The sequence below is a fragment of the Caballeronia calidae genome (assembly GCF_900044055.2).
GTDB classification, from domain to species: Bacteria; Pseudomonadota; Gammaproteobacteria; order Burkholderiales; family Burkholderiaceae; genus Caballeronia; species Caballeronia calidae.
Genome location: NZ_FCOX02000058.1, coordinates 1 through 19,479, shown reverse-complemented (window position 1 = coordinate 19,479; position 19,479 = coordinate 1). Strand labels below are relative to the sequence as shown.

Here is a 19,479-nt window from a genome sequence, read left to right as displayed (position 1 = left end):
GTTGAATTGATTGCGCCTCAGCGGGCTCAACAGGCTCAGAAGGCGAGCGCGTCGGGATCGTCTTCGAGTGCCGAAGTCGTTTGAAGCACCTCGGGCGCGATTTCGGGCAACACCGAGCCGAAGACGAGCGCATGCGCCTCGCGCACCGGCGCGAACGAACGCCGATGATGCTCGCAAGGGCCATGCACGCGCAGCGCCTTCAAATGCTGAGGCGTGCCGTAACCCGAGTGCGCGTCGAAGCCGTACATCGGATAGATTTCGTGCAGTTCCACGAGCATGCGGTCGCGCGTGACCTTCGCGAGAATCGACGCCGCCGAGATCTGCTTGATGAGCGCATCGCCGCCGATCACCGCTTCCGCGCGGATCGAGAGCACCGGGCAGCGGTTGCCATCGACTTTCACGAGCGTGGGCGCGACAGAAAGTCCTTCGACCGCGCGCTTCATCGCCAGCATGCTCGCGTGCAGGATGTTGATGGTGTCGATTTCCTCGACGCTCGCCGACGCGATGCAATAGGCGAGCGCGCGATCGACGATCTTCTCGTAGAGCTCTTCGCGCTTTTTGGCGGTCAGCGCCTTGGAATCGTCGAGGCCGTTGATGCGCGGCCTGGCGGGATCGAAAATCACGGCCGCCGCGACGACCGGACCGGCCAAAGGCCCGCGCCCGGCTTCATCGACGCCGCAGATGATGTCGAGCGGTGAGCTGAAATCGAGTCCTGCCTGAGCCGATCGTTTTGCCGCCATTATCGCGGCCTCCGCGTGTCGAGCACCCGCGCGACGGCTTCCGCCGCCTTTTGCGACGTGTTCTGCCGCAGCGCGATGTGCATTTCGGTGAAGATTTCCGTCAGAGTACGGCGGTTGGCGTCGTCGTTCAACTGTTTCAGCGTCGCGTCGGCGAGCGCCTCGGGCGTCGCGAAATGCTGGAGGATTTCCGGTACGACGAAACGGCCCGCCAGAATATTCGGCAAGCCCACATACGGCAGGTAACCCTGCCGCTTCATGATCTGACCCGTCAGCCAGGGCACCTTGTACGAGATGACCATCGGCTTCTTGAGGAGCGCCGCTTCGAGCGTCACGGTGCCGCTCTTCACGAGAATCGCGTCGGCGGCGGTCATCGCGGTTTGCGCGCGGCCGTCGGTGATCGTCAGCGACAGATGCGGATGCGCGTCCACGAGCGGCTGCAGCAACTCGCGCAGCGCGGGATTCGCGGCCGGCATCAAAAAGCGCACGCCCGGCTCACGAAGCTGCATGAGCTCCATCGCGTCGAAGAAGGTCGGGCCGATCAGCGAGATTTCCGAGCGGCGGCTGCCCGGCAGCACGGCGATTACCGGGCCGCCCTCCGCGATGCCCAACTCGCGGCGCGCGCCCGTCACGTCGGGCTCGAGCGGAATCTCGTCCGCGAGCGGATGGCCGACGTAGCTCGCCGCCACGCCCGACTTTTCCAGCAGCGCGATCTCGAACGGAAACACGCACAGCATGTGATCGACCGCTTTCACGATCTTCTTGATGCGGCCGCCGCGCCACGCCCAGATCGACGGACACACGAAATGCACCGTCGGAATGCCCGCTTCGCGCAGCGGCTGTTCGAGGCCGAAATTGAAATCGGGCGCGTCCACGCCGATGAACACCGAGGGTGGCTCCGCCAGCAGTTGCCGCTTGATCTCGTTGCGGATGCCGAGAATCTCGGGGATGTGCTTCAGCGCTTCGACATAGCCGCGCACGGTCAGCTTGTCCATCGGCCAGTGCGCTTCGAAGCCTTCGGCGATCATGCGCGGGCCGCCGATACCGCTATAACGCGTGCCTTCCGGCAGCGTCTGCCTGAGGCCCTTGAGCATCGAGGCCGCGAGCAGGTCGCCGGAAGGCTCGCCCGCGACCATCGCGATGCGTGGCGGGTTGGTGATCAGGGTCATCGGGCAGCGTGCTAGCGGATGATGCCGCGCTGCGACGCCGCGATGAAGTCCGAGAATGCCTTGACGGGCTCGTCGCCCTCGCCGCCTGCCGTGCTCAGTTCCTTGAGCTGCGCCTTCGCCTCTTCGAGCGACAGACCGCTCTTGTAGACGATGCGATACGCCGAGCGCAGGGCCGAGATGGCCTCGGGCGTGAAGCCGCGCCGGCGCAGGCCTTCGACGTTGATGCCGTGCGGCTCCGCCTTGTTGCCCGCCGCGATGACGAACGGCGGCACGTCCTGCACGAGCGCCGAGGCGCCGCCGAGCATCGAATGCGCGCCGATGCGCACGAACTGATGCACGCCCGACATCCCGCCGATGATCGCGTGATCGCCGACGATCACGTGCCCCGCCAGTTGCGCGTTGCTCGACATGATGACGTTGTCGCCGAGACGGCAATCATGACCGACGTGCACGTACGCCATGATCCAGCAGTCGCTGCCGATGGACGTGAGGCCCTGATCCTGCGACGTGCCGGTATGCAGCGTCGTGAATTCGCGGATGGTGTTGCGGTCGCCGATTTCGAGGCGCGTCGGCTCGCCCTTGTACTTCATGTCCTGCGGACGGCCGCCGACCGACGCGTAATGGCCGATGCGGTTGTCGCGGCCGATCGTCGTGTGGCCTTCGATCACGCTGTGCGAACCGACGGTCGTGCCCGCGCCGATCACGACGTGCGAACCGACGATCGCGTAAGGTCCGATCTCGACGGACTCGTCGAGTTGAGCGCCCGGCTCGATGATCGCGGTGGGGTGAATCTTGCTCATGCGTTTTTCGCCTGTACTGTTCGTGCTGCTTGTTGCGGTGAACGCGGATGCACGCAAGTGCGCTTAGGCGTCCGCGTTCTTCACGGTACACATGAGCTCGGCTTCGGCGGCGGTCACGCCGTCGACTTCGGCGCGCGCCTTGAACTTCCAGATGCCCCGCATGTACCGCTCGAAGTTGACGTTGAGAATCAGTTGATCGCCCGGCTCCACCACGCGCTTGAAGCGCGCGCCGTCGATGCCGACGAAGTAGTAGAGCGTGTTGGTCGGATCGTGCGGCTCTTCCGCGAAGGTCAGGAGCGCCGCGGTCTGCGCGAGCGCTTCGAGAATCAGCACGCCCGGCATGACCGGCCGCGTCGGGAAGTGGCCCTGGAAATACGGCTCGTTGATCGACACGTTCTTCAACGCTTTGATGCTCTTGTGCGGCTCGAGTTCGAGCACGCGATCCACGAGCAGGATCGGATAGCGATGCGGCAGCAGCGTGAGGATCTTGTGGATGTCGAGATTGATTTTTTCTGTGCTCATGGTCGTTCTGCTCACGCGCGCGTCGGGCGCGGATATAGGATGGCGGGCCATACCGGACGCCCGCCCGGGATTGCTGGGTCGCTCAGGCGGTGCGACGCGGCCCGCTCTTGCTTGTGGTTCTGTTCTTCGTCCGACGAGGCGCGGCACTCATGCGCCGCCGCTCTGATCGTCGCGCTTGCCCGCATCGGCAAGCGCCGTTTCCAGCGCCTTGATACGCTCGCGCATCTTGTCGAGATTGCGCATGATCGCCGCGCTTTTGTTCCAGTCAGCGTGCGGCACGGCCGGAAACGCGCTCGTGTACATGCCGGGCTTCAGCAGCGACTTCGAAACGCCCGACTGCGCCGTGACGATCACGTAATCCGCGAGCGTCACGTGGCCCGCGATGCCGACCGCACCGCCGATCATGCAATGCTTGCCGATACTCGTGCTGCCCGCGACGCCCGCGCAGCCGGCGATCACCGTGTACGCGCCGATGCGGCAGTTATGGCCGATCTGCACGAGATTGTCGATTTTCACGCATTCCTCGATGACGGTGTCGGCCATCGCGCCGCGGTCGATCGTGGTGTTCGCCCCGATTTCCACGTCGTCGGCGATATCGACCGCGCCGACCTGCGGAATCTTCACCCAGCTTCCGGTGCGCGCATCGCCCTCGCCCACGAAGTCCGGCGCGAAGCCGAAGCCGTCCGCGCCGATCACCGAGCCCGCGTGCACGATCACCCGCGCGCCGAGCTTGCAGCCGTGATAGATGGTGACGTTGGGATACAGATGCACGTCATCGCCGAGCTTCACGCCGCGCCCGACGACCACGCCCGCATCGAGCTTCACGCGCTCGCCGATGACCGCGCCCGCCTCCACCGTCACGTGCGGCCCGATCACGGCGCTCGCCGCGACCTTCGCTGCAGGATCGATATAAGCGGTGGGATGCACGCCCGGCGTGGCCTTGGGCGTGGCGAGATCGATGAACGCCTGCGCGACACGCGCGAAATAAGCGTAGGGATTCGGCGTGACGATGAAATTACTGCCCGCGCGATTCGTCAGCTTCTCGAGATCGGCGGGGGAAATCAGCACCGCGCCCGCGCGCGTCGTTTCCACCTGCGGCAAATATTTCTGATTCGCGAGAAACGCGAGCTGCGCGGGGCCTGCCTTGTCGAGGGGCGCAAGACTCCCGACTGCGTGCGCGCCATCGCCGACCACCTCGCCGCCGAAGCGCTTTACCAGTTCGTCGAGCGTGATCGCCATGCCTGATGCCATCTCGTTTCAGTCCTCGTCAGTTCGAGCTCGAGCCGGTGCCGGTCGCACCCGCGGCCAGCGCCTTCAGCACCTGGTCCGTGATGTCGATGCGCGGGCTCACGTACACCGCTTCCTGCACGATGAGGTCATAGTGCTGCTGCTCCGCGATCTGCTTGATGACCTTGTTGGCCCGGTCCAGCACCGCCGCGAGCTCTTCGTTGCGGCGCTGGTTCAGGTCTTCGCGGAACTCGCGCTGCTTGCGCTGGAAGTCCGCGTCGAGCTGCGAGAGATCGCGCTGGCGGGCCGCGCGGTCGGTCGGCGACATCGAGGAACCGTTCTTGTCGATGTTGTCCGACATGGCCTTCAGGCGCTGCGCCATGTCCTGCAACGCCTTGTCGCGCTTGGAGAATTCCTGCTCGAGCTTCGATTGCGCGGCCTTCGCCGCGGACGATTCGCGCAGGATGCGGTCGGAATTGACCGCCGCGATGCGCGCCTCCTGAGCACGGGCGGACATCGCCGTGCCCAGGCCGAGAACCATCGACAACGCAAGCGCCAGCGCCATATGTTTCGAATGCTTACCGGTTCCCAAAGTGTTCCTCACGTTACGTCTGAATGAATGAAGTTCGCGTTCATCGGCGGGCCGCTTAGAACGCCGTACCGATCTGGAACTGGAACTTCTGGTACTGGTCGCCATCGTGCTTCTGCAGCGGGAAGCCAAGGCTCAGCTTGAGCGGGCCGATCGGCGAGATCCACGCGAGACCCACACCGTAGCCGTAGCGCAAGCCGTTCGCGCCGCCGCTCGTGCCGCCCTGGTTCGGGTCGCCCCAGACGTTACCGGCATCGAGGAAGGTGAAGACGCGCAGCGTGCGGTCGTAGCCCGTGCCCGGCAGCGGGAACGTCAGCTCGATATTGCCGACCGCCATGCGCGAGCCACCGATCGGATCGCCCGTCTTCGCGTCACGCGGACCCAGCGAGCTCGGCGAGTAGCCGCGCACCGAACCGATACCACCCGCGTAGTAGTTCTTGAAGATCGGGTACGTCTGACCTTGCAGGCCCTTGCCGTAGCCGCCCTGCAGGTTGAAGCCGAGCACGAAGCCGCGCGCGAACGAGTAGTAATACTGGAACTGCGCGTCGAACTTCGCGTATGTCGTGTTGCCGATCGGCGTGCCGTATTCCGCGTTCGACTGGATGTAGTAGCCGCGGCTCGGCACCAGCGCGCTGTCTCGATTGTCGCGCGACCAGCCCACCGTCAGCGGATAGTTGTTCACCACGCGGCCGAACTCGTTCACGTAGTTGATGTAGGACTGCGGCGTGTTGCTGTCCGTGTCCATGGTGTTCTGCTCGGCGCCCACGCCGAAGAACACCGTGTCCTGCTCCGAGAACGGGATGCCGAACTTGGTGTCCGCACCCATCGTGATGATCTTGAAGCTCGAATCGGTCGAGTAGTACAGCGGCTGATACGTGCGGTAGTACGCGTCGGTGATGCGCTTGATGCCGTCGATCGTGAAGTACGGATCGACCTGCGTCACGGTCAGCGTGCGGTAGGTCTTCGCGGTGTTGATGTTGACCGCGAGACTCGTGCCCGAGCCGAACACGTTGTCCTGCGATACACCCGCGGACAGCACCACCTTGTCCGTCGACGAGAAGCCCGCGCCCAGCGTGATGGCGCCGGTCGGCTTTTCCGCGACCTTGACGTCGACATCGACCTGGTCGTTCGTGCCTTCGACAGGCGTCGTGGTGACGTCGACGTCGGTAAAGTAGCCGAGACGGTTGATGCGGTCCTTCGACAGCCCGAGGCGGCTCGAATCGAACCACGAGCTCTCCAGCTGACGCATTTCACGGCGCACCACTTCGTCGCGCGTGCGCGTATTGCCGACGATGTTCACGCGCCGCACATACACGCGGCGGCTCGGATCGACCTGCAGCGTGAGCGCCACGGTGTGGTTCGCCTGATCGATTTCCGGCTGCGCGTTGACCTGCGCGAACGCATAGCCGTACTCGCCGAGCTTGTCGACGATCGCCTTGGTCGTGGACTGCAGCTTCTCGGCCGAGAAACGCTCGCCCGGTTTGATCTTGATGAGCTTGTTGAGCTCGGCCTCGCGGTCGAGCAGATTGCCCGACAGCTTGACGCTGCTGATCTTGTACGGCTCGCCTTCGTGCACGGCGATCGTCAGATACATGTCCTTCTTGTCCGGCGAGATCGACACCTGCGTGGAATCGATGCTGAACTCGAGGTAGCCGCGGTTCAGGTAGTACGAGCGCACGTTCTCGAGGTCGCCCGTCAGCTTTTCCTTCGCGTAGAGGTCGCTCTTCGTGTACCACGAGAACCAGTTCGGCGTGGACAGCTGCATTTCGCCGAGCAGCGTGCCCGAACTCACGGCCTTGTTGCCGACGAAGTTGATCTGGCGGATCTTAGCGCTCGGACCTTCGGCCACCGAGAACAGAATGGCGACGCGGTTGCGGTCGACCGGCGTCACGGTGGTGGTCACCTCCGCCGCGTAGTAGCCGCGCGTGAGGTACTGGCGCTTGAGCTCCTGCTCCGCCTTGTCGACGAGCGCCTTGTCGTACGAGCGGCCTTGCGACAGACCGACCGAGCGCAGCGCCTTCGTAAGGTTTTCCTTGTCGAACTCGTGCAGGCCGGCGAAATCGATGGCGGAGATGGCCGGGCGCTCCTGCACCTGGACGATCACCACGTTGCCTTCGGTGGCAATCTGAACGTCGTTGAAGAAGCCCGTCGCGTAGAGCGCGCGAATCGCTTCGGAGGCCTTGTCGTCGGTGAACGTGTCGCCTTGCTTGATCGGCAGATAAGCGAACACGGAGCCCGGTTCGATGCGTTGGAGACCGTCGATCCGAATATCCTGCACGACGAACGGCGTGGTGGCGTGCGCTGCCATACCCGTTGCGGCCAATGCCGCGGCCACAGCCGTCTTAGGAACAAAGCGATGAGGTTTGAACAACGTGCTTCCCCAGTATTTAAAGCTGCATTCGTTCCGGCGGTCGCTCGAAAGACGCCGCCAGAAATTGTGAAAGTGGATCAAAAACGAATCAGACGAGCGAGGTCGTTGAACAGGGCGATCATCGACAGCGCGACGATGCAGACCAGGCCCGCCCTTTGCAGAACCAGCTGCCAGCGATCGGATACGGCCTTGCCGGTAACAGCCTCAACCAAATAATATAACAGATGCCCACCGTCCAATACCGGAATCGGTAACAAGTTCAACACACCGAGGCTGATGCTGACGAGCGCGAGAAACGACACGAAGGCCGCCAAACCGAGCCTTGCGCTCTTCCCCGCGTAGTCGGCAATCGTGACCGGCCCGGAGAGATTCTTGAGCGACGCCTCGCCGACGATCATCCGCCCGAACATGCGCAGCGAATAGACGCTGATGTCCCACGTGCGGTTCACGCCGAGTCGCAGGCTTTCGAGCGGCCCGTAACGCACGTCCACGGTCGGCAGCTGATTCGCGAGCGCGGCGCCGATACGGCCGACTTCCTTGCCCGTCGACGCATCGCGCTTCAGGTCCGGCACGATCTGCACGGACTCGCGCGTGGCGCCGTTGCCCGCGCCGCGCTCGATCACGAGCGTCACCGGCTTGCCGCCGTGCGCCTTCACGTAGTCGATGAAGCTTGTCGCGTTGTCGACCGAACGGCCGTCGATCGCGCGCAGCGTATCGCCCGCCTTCAGCCCGCTCTTCTGCGCGGCGCTGCCCGCCTCGACGCCCGCGACCGTCAGCGTGCCGCCGCCCGGCGCGAAGCCGAGCTTGTCCATGAAGTCCTGATCGGCGTCCGCGTCGGTGATGCCGGCGACGCTCACCGGGAAATCGAAGGTGCCTTCGTGCGTCTTCGCCGTCAGCACGATGCGGCGGTGATCGAACGATGCGTCGAGCAGCTTCCAGCGCAAGTCGGACCAGGAGCGGATCGGCTCGGTTTCGCCGCCTTGCGCGTCGCGCATCGACAAAATGGCTTCGCCGCCCTCGAAGCCCGCGCGCGCGGCCGCGGTGTCGGGCGCAGGCTGCGACACGATCGCCGCGGGTTCGGTCACGCCGCCCGCGAACACCGCGGAGAAGAGCGCGATCGCGAGCAGGAAGTTCGCGATGGGCCCCGCCGCGACGATCGCGATGCGCTTGCCGACGCTCTGCCGGTTGAACGCGCGCGGCAAATCTTCGGGCGGAATCTTGGGGCCGCTGTCCGGGTCGACCTCGCGCTCGTCGAGCATCTTCACGTACCCGCCGAGCGGCAGCGCGGCGATGGTCCACTCGACGCCGGTCTTCTTGCTGACCCACTGCACGAGCGGCTTGCCGAAGCCGACCGAGAAACGCAGCACTTTCACGCCGCACAGACGCGCGACGCTGTAGTGACCGAATTCGTGGACGACGACGAGCACGCCTATCGCAACGACGAAGGCGACGATTTCGGTCAGAAAGTTCATGACGGCCTCAATGGGCGATGGGTTCGGCGCCTGGCGCGCTCGCGGTGAGCTCTGCGACGAAACGGGAGGCGAGACGGCGCGCGTTCGCGTCGGCGGCGAGGACGTCGTCGAGCGAGGCGGCGCTCGTGTTCGGCAACGCGGACAGCACGCGCTCGACCACACCACCGATCGCCATGAAGCCGATGCGGCGCTCGAGGAACGCTTCCACCGCGATTTCGTTCGCCGCATTCAGCGCGGCGCTCGCGATGCCGCCCGCTTCGAGCGCCTGGATGGCCAGCGCGAGGCACGGGAAGCGCGCGAAATCGGGCTTTTCGAACGTGAGCGAGGCGATCTGTGCGAGATCGAGCGGCGCGACACCCGAATCGACACGATCAGGATACGCCAGTGCGTGGGCGATCGGCGTGCGCATATCGGGATTGCCGAGCTGCGCGAGCACCGAGCCGTCGGCGTAGGCGACCATCGAATGGATCACACTCTGCGGATGGATCAGCACCTCGATGCGCGAGCCGGGCAGATCGAAGAGCCAGTGCGCCTCGATGACTTCGAGGCCCTTGTTCATCATCGTCGCGGAATCGACGGAGATCTTGCGGCCCATCGCCCAGTTCGGGTGCTTCACCGCTTCTTCGGGCGTCACGTTGACGAGCGTCGCGGGCTCGCGCGTGCGGAACGGGCCGCCGGATGCCGTCAGGATGATCTTCGACACGCCGCCGTGCAGCTTCGCTTCCTTGTCCGCGCAGGGCGGCAGGCACTGGAATACGGCGTTGTGCTCGCTGTCGACCGGCAGCAGGATCGCGCCGTTGTCGCGCACCGCGTCCATGAAGATCTGCCCGGACATCACGAGGGCTTCCTTGTTCGCGAGCAGGATGCGCTTGCCGGCGCGCGCGGCGGCAAGCGTCGGCGCGAGGCCCGCCGCGCCGACGATGGCGGCCACCACCGTATCGCACTGCGCGGCACGGGCCACTTCGACCAGCGCGTCCGGGCCGTGCGTCACTTCGGTCTTGCAACCTTGCGCGCGCAACGCAGCCGCGACGCGCGCAGCCGTATCGGCGTCGCCGACGACCGCGACTTCGGGCTGGAACTTCAGGCATTGGGCGACGAGCTTGTCGCCGTTGCGATGGGCGCTGAGCGCATAGACCGAGAAGCGGTCCGGGTGCCGCGCCACGACGTCGAGCGTACTGTCGCCGATCGAGCCCGTGGAGCCGAGCAGTGTGAGACGTTTTTGCATAAATTCTTCTCTAGCCGATTAGCCAAGCATGAGCAATGCAATCGGCAATACAGGCAACAGTGCGTCGATGCGGTCGAGGACGCCGCCGTGACCCGGCAAGAGACCGCTCGAATCCTTGACGCCCGCCTGGCGCTTCAGCAATGACTCGAAGAGGTCGCCGACCACGCTGAACGCGACCAGCACGGAAAGCGCGACGAAGGAACGATCCCAGCCGAGATGCCCGACGAAAGCCGTGAACACGGTAGGCGCATAAAAGCCGGTAGCGGCTGCGATCGCGCCGATGACGATGACGGCGAGCCACCCGCCGATGGCGCCTTCCCAGGTCTTGCCCGGGCTGATCGACGGGGCGAGTTTGTGGCGGCCGAGCGCTTTTCCGGCGAAGTATGCGCCTATATCAGCCAGCCAGACTACTAGCAGAAGCGATAGCACGAACGCCACGCCACGCGTGCGCGCGTCGACGACCGCGTGCCAGCACGCAAGAAACACGACGATTCCCGCGAACAGCAGGAACGCGCGCCATGCGTGGGCAGCCAGCGTGGGCTTGCGCAGCAAGGCGTAGGGACCGGCGAGCACCCAGAAGATCGCGGCCATCTGGTATAGCGGCGTCGATTTGATGCCTAAAAACGTGCTGAGAATGAGCGCGAGCCCCGCGACGAGCGCGTAAGCCACCGGCCCCGCCCCGTTCAGCTTGAGCAGACGGCCCCACTCCCACGCCGCGAACACGACGACGAACCCGATCAGCGCCCCGAACGCGCCGATCGGCGCGAACAGCGTGATCGGCACGAGAACAGCGAGCAGGACGATTGCCGTGATGACACGGGTTCTTAGCATGAAAGGGTGTCGACCTTCTGCGATTGGGAAGCGAGCTGCGCGCTCGTGCGCCCGAAACGGCGCTCACGGTCACCATAGGACGCGATCGCGCGGTCGAGCGCGTCGGCGTCGAAGTCGGGCCAGTAGGTGTCGGTGAAATAGAACTCGGTGTACGCGAGCTGCCACAGCAGGAAGTTGCTGATGCGTTGCTCGCCGCCCGTGCGGATGAAAAGATCCGGCTCCGGCGCGTAGGCCATCGCGAGATGCTCGGCGAACGATTCGTCGTCCACGCGGGCGGGCGTGCCCGTCTCGAGCGATTGCGCGATCAGCTTTTTCGTCGCCTGCATGATGTCCCAGCGTCCGCCGTAATTGGCGGCGATGGTCAGCGTGAGGCGGGTATTGCGGGCCGTCTTTGTTTCGGCGCGCTGAATGAGCGCGCGGATTTTATCGTCGAACATGGAGATGTCGCCGACGACGCGCAGGCGTATGCCGTTCGCGTGCAGCTTGCCGATCTCGCGCTCGAGCGCGGTCACGAAGAGGCGCATCAGGAAGGACACTTCGTCGGTCGGACGGCGCCAGTTTTCGGAACTGAAGGCGAAGAGCGTGACGAATTCGACACCGCGACGCGCGCAGCTTTCGACGGTCGCGCGGACCGCATCGACGCCGCGTGTATGACCGGCGACGCGCGGCAGGCGCCGCTCAGTCGCCCATCGGCCATTGCCGTCCATGATGATCGCGACGTGACGCGGGACAGCTGCGACATCGGGCACGGTAACGGTAGAGCTGGTATAGGTCATGGCCGCTGAATCTTGGAATCTGAAGGAGTGAAAGCCAGCCTCGTATATAAAGGCCCGAGGCCGGCGAAACCGTTGCTACGGTCTCACACCGTCATGATTTCCGATTCTTTGGTTTGAACGAGCTTGTCGATCTCGGCCACGAACTTGTCCGTGAGCTTCTGGACTTCGTCGCTTGCGCGGCGCTCGTCGTCTTCGGAGATTTCCTTGTCCTTCACGAGCTTCTTCAACGTATCGTTCGCGTCGCGGCGCAGATTGCGCACGGCGACCTTCGCGGTCTCGCCTTCGCTCTTCACGACCTTCGTGAGCTCGCGGCGGCGCTCTTCGGTGAGCGCGGGCATCGGCACGCGAATCAGGTCGCCTTGCGTCGCCGGATTCAGGCCGAGATCCGATTCGCGGATCGCCTTCTCGATCACGGCGACCATCTTCTTTTCCCACGGCTGCACGCCGATCGTGCGCGCGTCGACGAGCGTCATGTTCGCCACTTGCGAAATGGGCACGTTCGAGCCGTAATAGTCGACCTGGATATGGTCGAGCAGGCCGGTGTGCGCACGCCCCGTGCGAATCTTCGCGAGATCGGCCTTGAACGCTTCGATCGACCGCTGCATCTTCTGGTCGACGCCCTTCTTAATGTCAGCCACACTCATTTGAACCTCCAAACCTGGTTTTACTGGCAATAACGGCGCATTCCGCGCGCACTTCCTGCCGTGCGGCGCGGCGCCTGATATTGCGAGAGTTTACACGTGGACGAGCGTCCCTTCGTCGTCGCCCTGCACGATGCGCTTCAATGCGCCCGGCTTCGTGATGGAGAACACGCGAATCGGCAGCTTCTGGTCGCGGCACAGCGCGAACGCCGTGGCGTCCATCACTTGCAGATTCTTGCCGATCGCCTCGTCGAAGCTGATCGTGCTGTAGCGCGTCGCGTGCGGATCCTTCTTCGGGTCGGCGGAGTATACGCCATCGACTTTCGTCGCCTTCAACACTACTTCGGCGCCGACTTCCGAGCCGCGCAGCGCGGCCGCCGTGTCCGTCGTGAAGAACGGGTTGCCCGTGCCAGCGGCGAAGATCACGACCTTGCCCTCTTCCAGCTGACGAATGGCGCGCGGACGGATGTACGGCTCGACCACCTGATCCATGCGCAGCGCCGATTGCACGCGCGCTTCGATGCCCGCGTGGCGCATCGCGTCCTGGAGCGCCAGCGCGTTCATCATCGTGGCGAGCATGCCCATATAGTCAGCCGTTGCGCGATCCATCCCGGCCGCGCCCCCGGCCACGCCGCGGAAGATGTTGCCGCCGCCGATCACGACGGCCAGCTGCGTCCCCATCCTCACGACCTCCGCGACATCCGCCACCATCCTTTCGATCGTTGCGCGATTGATGCCGAAAGCATCGTCGCCCATCAGGGCTTCGCCGGAGAGTTTGAGGAGTACGCGTTTGTAGGTTGTGGGCATATGAGGTTCCGATCGCGCCGAGGAGGGTTGCAACAACGTAGAACTGTAGGGGTGAAACATTACTTACCGCAAGCGGGCCGGATCGGGCGGCGGGCGCGGAAGATCAGGGTTTACCCCTAGTCTGCCGCGCCCGCTGCTGATGCGAACCGGATCGCTGAATTCTTGCGGCGGAACGTTCCCGCCGCAGGTACCGCAGGCTCGACGCGCGGTCGCGCCATCTCAACACACGCGTCTGAAGCGAGCCTTAAAAGCGCGCTTTAAGACTGCTTGGCGGCTGCGACTTGCGCCGCCACTTCCGCCGCGAAGTCGTCCTGACGCTTCTCGATGCCCTCGCCGACCACGAACAGCGCGAACTTCTGCACCGACGCGCTGGCTGCCTTCAGATACTGTTCGATCGTCTGCTTGTCGTTCTTCACGAACGGCTGGTTCAGCAGCGACACTTCCTTCAGGTACTTCTGGATCGAGCCGTCGACCATCTTCGCGACGATCTCGGCCGGCTTGCCCGATTCAGCCGCCTTCTGCTCGGCGATGCTGCGCTCCTTGGCGATCAGGTCGGCCGGCACTTCGTCCGACGACAGCGAGACCGGCTTCATCGCAGCGACGTGCATCGCCACGTCCTTGCCGACTTGCTCGTCCGCGCCCGTGAACTCGACCAGCACGCCGATGCGCGTGCCGTGCAGGTACGACGCGACCTTGTTTGCGGATTCGAAACGCACGAAACGGCGGATCGACAGGTTTTCACCGATCTTGCCGACGAGCGCGAGACGCACTGCATCGACCGTCGAGCTTTCCAGCGGCAGCGCCGACAGCGCGGCCACGTCAGCCGGGTTCTGCTTGGCGACCAGTTCAGCAATCGTCTTGCCAAAGGCCAGGAAGTCGTCGTTCTTCGCGACGAAGTCGGTTTCGCAGTTCAGTTCGACGAGCGCGCCCACGCCGCCTTCGACGTGCGCCGTGACGATGCCTTCAGCCGTCACGCGCGATGCCGCCTTGCTCGCCTTGTTGCCGAGCTTCACGCGCAGCAGCTCTTCGGCGCGCGCCATGTCGCCGTCGGCTTCCGTCAGCGCCTTCTTGCATTCCATCATCGGCGCGTCGGTCTTCGCGCGCAGTTCTGCCACCATGCTTGCGGTAATTGCCGCCATCATTCGCTCCTTGAGTCTGTTTGATACGTGCCGCCGGCTCTCTTGAATCACGCCCACGGCAGAGAAATATGCACTTCCATCGCGCTGACTAAAAAAAAGGGGCCTTTCGCAAAGCCCCCTTTTTTGTCGGCCACAGGGCTCGATTACGCCTCTGCGTTGACCTCGACGAACTCGTCGCCTTCGCCGTTGCGCACGGCCTGGACCACGTCGTTCACCGCGTTCGCGCGACCTTCGAGGATCGCGTCGGCGACGCCCTGGGCGTACAGCGACACGGCCTTCGAGGCGTCGTCGTTACCCGGGATCACGTAGTCGATGCCTTCCGGCGAGTGGTTCGTATCGACCACGGCGATGACCGGAATACCGAGCTTCTTGGCTTCCGTCACAGCAATCTTGTGATAGCCGACGTCGATGACGAACATCGCGTCAGGAATGCCGCCCATGTCCTTCACGCCGCCGATCGACTTTTGCAGCTTGACCATTTCACGTTCGAACAGAAGCGCTTCCTTCTTGCTCATGCGCTCGGTTTCACCCGATTCCAGCGCCGCTTCCATGTCCTTCAGGCGCTTGATCGAAACCTTCAACGTCTTGAAGTTGGTCATCATGCCGCCGAGCCAGCGGGCGTTGACGAAAGGCATACCGGCGCGCGCTGCTTCCTGCGCGATGGTGTCGCGCGACTGGCGCTTCGTGCCGACGAAAAGAATCGTGCCGCGGTTCGCTGCCAACTGGCGCACGTACTTCAGCGCGTCGTTGTAGAGCGGCAGCGTCTTTTCGAGGTTGATGATGTGAATCTTGTTGCGATGACCGAAGATGTACGGGGCCATCTTGGGGTTCCAGAAGCGCGTTTGGTGACCGAAGTGGACACCGGCTTCCAGCATTTGACGCATCGTGACTGCCATGAAATTCTCCGCGAGGGTTGGGTCTTAAGCCGGCTGCCGCATCCCGCGCCTTTTGCTGACGTGGAACACCCTGGGTGCGCCGGCTTGCGTATCGACTTGAACAAACAATTTCCAAGCCGCGATCCGCGCATTCGTTGATTTGCGCCTGCGTCGTGATTGTCTTGCAAAATCATGACGGCAATATGGATTGCGACTTAGCCTGCGAGTATAGCATGTGAGGATAGGTCGGCTCAAGCCGCACGACCGAACTGAAATTCCCGCGTCTCACCGTGCGCTCGCTTGCCGCCGCCCTGCCCGTCCCTAACTATCCGGGTGCGGCGCATTTCTTATGGTGCGATAATGCCGCTTTCGCGGCTCACGGCCGCATACCCGCATTTCCGAGCCAAGTCATGTCCATTACGCTGAAAAACGAACACGATATCGCGCAGATGCGCGTCGCCTGCCGGCTCGCCAGCGAAGTGCTCGATTTCATCACGCCGCATATCGCGCCCGGTGTGACGACCGAAGAGCTCGACCGCCTCTGTCACGAATACATGGTGAAGGAACAGGGCACCGTTCCCGCACCGCTGAATTATCAGCCGCCCGGTTATCCGCCGTATCCGAAGGCCACGTGCATCTCGGTGAACGACGTGATCTGTCACGGCATCCCCGGCGAGAAGGTGCTCAAGAACGGCGATGCGCTCAATATCGACATCACCGTCATCAAGAATGGCTATTTCGGCGATACGAGCCGGATGTTCATCGTCGGTGAAGGGTCGATTCTGGCGAAGCGCCTCGTGCAGACCACCTTCGACTGCATGTGGCTCGGCATCGATCAGGTGCGCCCCGGCGCGCATCTCGGCGATATCGGCGCCGCCATCCAGAAGCATGCCGAGGCGCAAGGCTACAGCGTGGTGCGCGAATATTGCGGCCACGGCATCGGTCAGGTGTTCCACGAAGAGCCGCAAGTGCTGCACTACGGCCGCCCGGCCACGGGCATCGAGCTGCAGGCGGGCATGATCTTCACCGTCGAGCCGATGATCAACGCCGGCCGCCGCGAAATCCGCACGATGCCCGACCAGTGGACCGTCAAGACGCGCGACCGGAGCCTGTCCGCACAATGGGAACACACGGTGCTCGTCACGCCGACCGGCTACGAAGTGCTGACCGTCTCGGCGGGCACGCAGGCGCCGTCGCAGCTGATCGCGGCCACCGCCTGATTGCGCGTTTTCCGGCGCCCGGCGTGTCCGCACGCGGGCGCATCCTTGTGTCGTCCCTCGCCCCTCTCCATCCATGAGCGTCACCGCCGCCGTCGCCACGCCCTGTGAAACGTTGCGCGCCGCCTACAAGGCGGCGAAGGCGGCGCTCATCGAACGCTTTCAGGCGGCATCGAACGTCGAGCCGTTGATGCACGCCCTCGCGCGCGCCACCGACGATGCCCTCAAAGGCGCCTGGTCCGCCTGCGACATGCCCGACGACGCCGCGCTCGTCGCGGTCGGCGGCTACGGGCGCGGCGAGCTCGCGCCCTATTCCGACGTCGACATTCTCGTGCTGCTGCCCGATGTCTCGCCGCAGACGGAAGATGCCGAGCTCAACGGCCGCGTCGAGCGCTTCATCGGCATGGCGTGGGATCTCGGGCTCGATATCGGCAGCAGTGTGCGCTCGGTCGAGCAATGCATCGCCGAGGCGGGCAACGACATCACCGTGCAGACGTCGCTGCTGGAAGCGCGGCGCATCTGCGGCGACACGCAGCTGTTCCAGCGCTTTTCCACGCGCTATCGCGAGACGCTCGATCCGCGCGCCTTCTTTCAGGCCAAAGTCCTGGAGATGCGCCAGCGTCATGCGAAGTTTCAGGACACGCCGTACAGCCTCGAGCCGAACATCAAGGAAAGCCCCGGCGGGCTGCGCGATCTGCAGCTCATCCTGTGGATCGCACGCGGGGCGGGCTTCGGCAGCAGTTGGCGCGAACTCGATACGCGCGGTCTCATCACGGAGCGCGAGGCGCGCGAGCTGCGCCGCAACGAGGGCTTCCTGAAGGCGCTGCGCGCGCGACTGCACGTGATCGCGAAGCGCCGCCAGGACATTCTCGTCTTCGATCTGCAGACGCCGCTCGCGGAGAGCTTCGGCTTCGAGGCGACCACCGCCAAGCGCGCGAGCGAGCAGCTGATGCGCCGCTATTACTGGGCGGCGAAGGCGGTCACGCAGCTCGCGACCATCCTGATCCAGAACGTCGAGGCGCAGCTTTTTCCATCGACGAGCGGCATCACGCGCGTCATTTCCGGGCGTTTCGTCGAGAAGCAGGGCATGCTGGAAATCGCCCGCGACGATGTCTTCGAGCGCGAGCCGCATGCGATCCTCGAAGCCTTCCTGCTCTACGAGCAGACGCGCGGCGTGAAGGGCCTCTCGGCGCGCACGCTGCGGGCGATTTACAACGCGCGCGACCTGATGGACCGCGACTGGCGGCGCGATCCGCAGAACCGACATCTTTTCATGGAGATCCTGAAGCAGCCCGAAGGCATCACGCACGCGCTGCGCCTCATGAACCAGACGAGCGTGCTCGGGCGTTACCTGCTGAATTTCCGGCGCATCGTCGGGCAGATGCAGCACGATCTCTATCACGTCTACACCGTCGATCAGCACATCCTGATGGTGTTGCGCAATCTGCGGCGCTTCGCGATCGCGGAGCACGCGCACGAGTATCCGTTCTGCAGCCAGTTGATGGGCAACTTCGAGCGTCCGTGGGTGCTCTACGTGGCGGCGCTGTTTCACGATATCGCGAAGGGCCGCGGCGGCGATCATTCGACGCTCGGCATGGCCGACGCCCGGCGCTTCTGCCGCGAGCATGAGATCGGGCAGGAAGACACGGAACTGATCGTCTGGCTCGTGCAGCAGCATCTGACGATGAGCCAGGTCGCGCAGAAGCAGGACACGAGCGATCCCGAAGTCATCAAGCAGTTCGCGTCGGTGGTGAAGACGGAGCGGCGGCTCGCGGCGCTCTACCTTCTGACGGTGGCCGATATCCGCGGCACGAGCCCGAAGGTCTGGAACAACTGGAAAGGCAAGCTTCTCGAAGACCTCTTCCGCGCGACGCAGGCCGTGCTCGGCGGCGCGCAACCCGACGCGCACTCGGAGCTCAAGTCGCGGCAGGAAGCGGCGCTCGCGCTCCTGCGGCTGGAAACCGTGCCGGAGCATGCGCAAAAGCGCCTGTGGGATCAGCTCGACGTCGGCTATTTCCTGCGTCACGATCCGGCCGATATCGCGTGGCAGACGCGTGTGCTGTACCGGCACGTCGAGAGCGAGGAGCCGATCGTGCGCGCGCGGCCCTCGCCCATCGGCGCGGCGTTGCAGGTGCTCGTCTACGTGAAGGACCGGCCGGATCTCTTCGCCGGCATCTGCGCGTATTTCGACAAGAACGGCCTCTCCGTGCTCGATGCGCGCGTGACGACGACGCGCCACGGCTACGCGCTCGACAACTTTCTCGTCGCGCATCCGGATCACGACGGAAGTTATCGCGACATCGCCAATCTCGTCGAGCAGCAACTGGCCGGACTGCTCGCGGACGAGCGCATTCTGCCGGAGCCGTCGAAGGGCCGCGTATCGCGGCTCGTGCGGACGTTTCCGATCACGCCGCGCGTGGACCTGCGTCCCGATGACCGCGGCCAGTACTACATCCTGTCCGTGTCGGCCAACGACCGGCAGGGCCTTCTTTATTCGATCGCGCGCGTGCTCGCGCAACACCGGATCGGCGTGCAGGCGGCGCGGATCAACACGCTCGGCGAACGCGTCGAGGACGTGTTCCTGCTCGATGGCAAAAGCCTGTCGAACAACCGCACCCAGATCCAGGTGGAAACCGAACTGCTGCGCGCGATCGCAGCCTGAGACTTTATGCGCGTCAAACTGACAGCCAAACATCCGCGTCCCACGTCGGCGACGCGATCGCCGGTTCGCTCCGGCACCTCCACCGGGCGCAAGCCTGTTCGCGCTCCGGCGCCGGATGATGCGCGTCCGAAGCGCGCGAGCCAGCCCGCCGCCGACAAGCGCAGCGATGCGCCGCGTGAGTCGCGCTCGTTCAAACCGCGTGGCGACGATTCGCGTCCGGGCTCCGGTCCGAGAAAGAGCGCGGAAGGCCGCGCGCCCGGACGCGGCGAGCGCGATTCGGGCGGCGCTGAGCGTCGTGCTTTCAAACCGCGTGGTGAGGATTCGCGTCCGGGATTCGGTGAACGTGGACCGCGCAAGTCGTTCGAAGGCCGTCCGGCTCCGCGCGGCGATCGCGCATCGGGCGGCGATGAGCGTCGCTC

At 64.4% G+C, this 19,479-nt stretch carries 17 protein-coding genes and 1 pseudogene; 3 read left to right on the top strand and 15 right to left on the bottom strand.

Going from position 1 to position 19,479, the window contains the following annotated elements; genetic code table 11:
* Nucleotides 1-35 precede the first annotated feature (35 nt).
* From rnhB to rpsB, 15 genes are all read right to left on the bottom strand, one after another.
* The gene (gene rnhB / locus AWB78_RS33145) at nucleotides 36-740 is read right to left on the bottom strand and encodes a ribonuclease HII (protein ID WP_062610851.1); all 705 of its coding nucleotides are present in this window, start codon (nucleotides 738-740) and stop codon (nucleotides 36-38) included.
* Nucleotides 740-1,906, bottom strand: coding sequence for a lipid-A-disaccharide synthase (lpxB, locus tag AWB78_RS33140; protein ID WP_062610850.1), 1,167 nt, complete (start codon nucleotides 1,904-1,906; stop codon nucleotides 740-742). The genes rnhB and lpxB overlap by 1 nt, the downstream gene beginning before the upstream one ends.
* Before the next feature lie 11 nt (nucleotides 1,907-1,917).
* On the bottom strand, nucleotides 1,918-2,706 hold the full coding sequence (gene lpxA / locus AWB78_RS33135; protein WP_062610849.1) for an acyl-ACP--UDP-N-acetylglucosamine O-acyltransferase: 789 nt from the start codon (nucleotides 2,704-2,706) through the stop codon (nucleotides 1,918-1,920).
* Nucleotides 2,707-2,769: 63 nt separating this feature from the next.
* Nucleotides 2,770-3,228 carry a 3-hydroxyacyl-ACP dehydratase FabZ gene (gene fabZ, locus AWB78_RS33130; protein WP_062610848.1) on the bottom strand — a complete coding sequence of 153 codons (459 nt, stop codon included), beginning with the start codon at nucleotides 3,226-3,228 and terminating at the stop codon, nucleotides 2,770-2,772.
* Nucleotides 3,229-3,375: 147 nt separating this feature from the next.
* Nucleotides 3,376-4,467, bottom strand: a complete 1,092-nt coding sequence (lpxD, locus tag AWB78_RS33125) for a UDP-3-O-(3-hydroxymyristoyl)glucosamine N-acyltransferase (RefSeq protein WP_062610847.1) — start codon at nucleotides 4,465-4,467, stop codon at nucleotides 3,376-3,378.
* A 28-nt stretch (nucleotides 4,468-4,495) separates the two neighbouring features.
* Nucleotides 4,496-5,020 carry an OmpH/Skp family outer membrane protein gene (locus AWB78_RS33120; RefSeq protein ID WP_062610846.1) on the bottom strand — a complete coding sequence of 175 codons (525 nt, stop codon included), beginning with the start codon at nucleotides 5,018-5,020 and terminating at the stop codon, nucleotides 4,496-4,498.
* Between the two features lie 82 nt (nucleotides 5,021-5,102).
* The gene (bamA, locus tag AWB78_RS33115; RefSeq protein ID WP_062610845.1) at nucleotides 5,103-7,415 is read right to left on the bottom strand and encodes an outer membrane protein assembly factor BamA; all 2,313 of its coding nucleotides are present in this window, start codon (nucleotides 7,413-7,415) and stop codon (nucleotides 5,103-5,105) included.
* 77 nt (nucleotides 7,416-7,492) lie between these two features.
* Nucleotides 7,493-8,887 (bottom strand): RIP metalloprotease RseP, encoded by a 1,395-nt coding sequence (gene rseP, locus AWB78_RS33110; protein WP_062610844.1) that lies wholly within the window; start codon nucleotides 8,885-8,887, stop codon nucleotides 7,493-7,495.
* Nucleotides 8,888-8,894: 7 nt separating this feature from the next.
* Nucleotides 8,895-10,112, bottom strand: a complete 1,218-nt coding sequence (locus AWB78_RS33105) for a 1-deoxy-D-xylulose-5-phosphate reductoisomerase (RefSeq protein WP_062610843.1) — start codon at nucleotides 10,110-10,112, stop codon at nucleotides 8,895-8,897.
* A gap of 18 nt (nucleotides 10,113-10,130) precedes the next feature.
* A complete protein-coding gene (locus AWB78_RS33100) occupies nucleotides 10,131-10,943 on the bottom strand; it encodes a phosphatidate cytidylyltransferase (RefSeq protein WP_062610842.1) in 813 nt (270 codons plus the stop codon).
* The gene (uppS, locus tag AWB78_RS33095) at nucleotides 10,937-11,719 is read right to left on the bottom strand and encodes a polyprenyl diphosphate synthase (protein ID WP_062610841.1); all 783 of its coding nucleotides are present in this window, start codon (nucleotides 11,717-11,719) and stop codon (nucleotides 10,937-10,939) included. Before uppS ends, AWB78_RS33100 begins: the two co-directional genes overlap by 7 nt.
* 83 nt (nucleotides 11,720-11,802) lie before the next feature.
* Nucleotides 11,803-12,363: a ribosome recycling factor gene (gene frr / locus AWB78_RS33090; protein ID WP_062610840.1), complete on the bottom strand. Its 561-nt coding sequence runs from the start codon at nucleotides 12,361-12,363 to the stop codon at nucleotides 11,803-11,805.
* Between the two features lie 90 nt (nucleotides 12,364-12,453).
* Nucleotides 12,454-13,167, bottom strand: coding sequence for a UMP kinase (gene pyrH / locus AWB78_RS33085; RefSeq protein ID WP_062610839.1), 714 nt, complete (start codon nucleotides 13,165-13,167; stop codon nucleotides 12,454-12,456).
* Between the two features lie 257 nt (nucleotides 13,168-13,424).
* Nucleotides 13,425-14,306: a translation elongation factor Ts gene (gene tsf, locus AWB78_RS33080; RefSeq protein WP_062610838.1), complete on the bottom strand. Its 882-nt coding sequence runs from the start codon at nucleotides 14,304-14,306 to the stop codon at nucleotides 13,425-13,427.
* 143 nt (nucleotides 14,307-14,449) lie between these two features.
* The gene (gene rpsB, locus AWB78_RS33075) at nucleotides 14,450-15,202 is read right to left on the bottom strand and encodes a 30S ribosomal protein S2 (protein ID WP_062610837.1); all 753 of its coding nucleotides are present in this window, start codon (nucleotides 15,200-15,202) and stop codon (nucleotides 14,450-14,452) included.
* 389 nt (nucleotides 15,203-15,591) lie between these two features.
* Between rpsB and map the strand changes: the two genes are divergently transcribed.
* From map to AWB78_RS33060, 3 genes and pseudogenes are all read left to right on the top strand, one after another.
* Nucleotides 15,592-16,401, top strand: a complete 810-nt coding sequence (gene map / locus AWB78_RS33070) for a type I methionyl aminopeptidase (RefSeq protein WP_062610836.1) — start codon at nucleotides 15,592-15,594, stop codon at nucleotides 16,399-16,401.
* Between the two features lie 73 nt (nucleotides 16,402-16,474).
* A complete protein-coding gene (locus tag AWB78_RS33065) occupies nucleotides 16,475-19,060 on the top strand; it encodes a [protein-PII] uridylyltransferase (protein WP_062610835.1) in 2,586 nt (861 codons plus the stop codon).
* Nucleotides 19,061-19,066: 6 nt separating this feature from the next.
* A pseudogene (locus AWB78_RS33060) lies at nucleotides 19,067-19,479 on the top strand (pseudouridine synthase); the annotation flags it as partial.

Excerpts from the sequence above, each read along its gene's own strand:
- uppS (WP_062610841.1), bottom strand. The coding sequence starts at position 11,719 with ATGACCTATACCAGCTCTACCGTTACCGTGCCCGATGTCGCAGCTGTC.
- lpxA (WP_062610849.1), bottom strand. The coding sequence starts at position 2,706 with ATGAGCAAGATTCACCCCACCGCGATCATCGAGCCGGGCGCTCAACTC.
- AWB78_RS33065 (WP_062610835.1), top strand. The coding sequence starts at position 16,475 with ATGAGCGTCACCGCCGCCGTCGCCACGCCCTGTGAAACGTTGCGCGCC.
- frr (WP_062610840.1), bottom strand. The coding sequence starts at position 12,363 with ATGAGTGTGGCTGACATTAAGAAGGGCGTCGACCAGAAGATGCAGCGG.
- pyrH (WP_062610839.1), bottom strand. The coding sequence starts at position 13,167 with ATGCCCACAACCTACAAACGCGTACTCCTCAAACTCTCCGGCGAAGCC.
- rseP (WP_062610844.1), bottom strand. The coding sequence starts at position 8,887 with ATGAACTTTCTGACCGAAATCGTCGCCTTCGTCGTTGCGATAGGCGTG.
- fabZ (WP_062610848.1), bottom strand. The coding sequence starts at position 3,228 with ATGAGCACAGAAAAAATCAATCTCGACATCCACAAGATCCTCACGCTG.
- AWB78_RS33100 (WP_062610842.1), bottom strand. The coding sequence starts at position 10,943 with ATGCTAAGAACCCGTGTCATCACGGCAATCGTCCTGCTCGCTGTTCTC.
- rnhB (WP_062610851.1), bottom strand. The coding sequence starts at position 740 with ATGGCGGCAAAACGATCGGCTCAGGCAGGACTCGATTTCAGCTCACCG.
- lpxD (WP_062610847.1), bottom strand. The coding sequence starts at position 4,467 with ATGGCGATCACGCTCGACGAACTGGTAAAGCGCTTCGGCGGCGAGGTG.
- AWB78_RS33120 (WP_062610846.1), bottom strand. The coding sequence starts at position 5,020 with ATGGCGCTGGCGCTTGCGTTGTCGATGGTTCTCGGCCTGGGCACGGCG.
- map (WP_062610836.1), top strand. The coding sequence starts at position 15,592 with ATGTCCATTACGCTGAAAAACGAACACGATATCGCGCAGATGCGCGTC.
- tsf (WP_062610838.1), bottom strand. The coding sequence starts at position 14,306 with ATGGCGGCAATTACCGCAAGCATGGTGGCAGAACTGCGCGCGAAGACC.
- rpsB (WP_062610837.1), bottom strand. The coding sequence starts at position 15,202 with ATGGCAGTCACGATGCGTCAAATGCTGGAAGCCGGTGTCCACTTCGGT.
- AWB78_RS33105 (WP_062610843.1), bottom strand. The coding sequence starts at position 10,112 with ATGCAAAAACGTCTCACACTGCTCGGCTCCACGGGCTCGATCGGCGAC.
- lpxB (WP_062610850.1), bottom strand. The coding sequence starts at position 1,906 with ATGACCCTGATCACCAACCCGCCACGCATCGCGATGGTCGCGGGCGAG.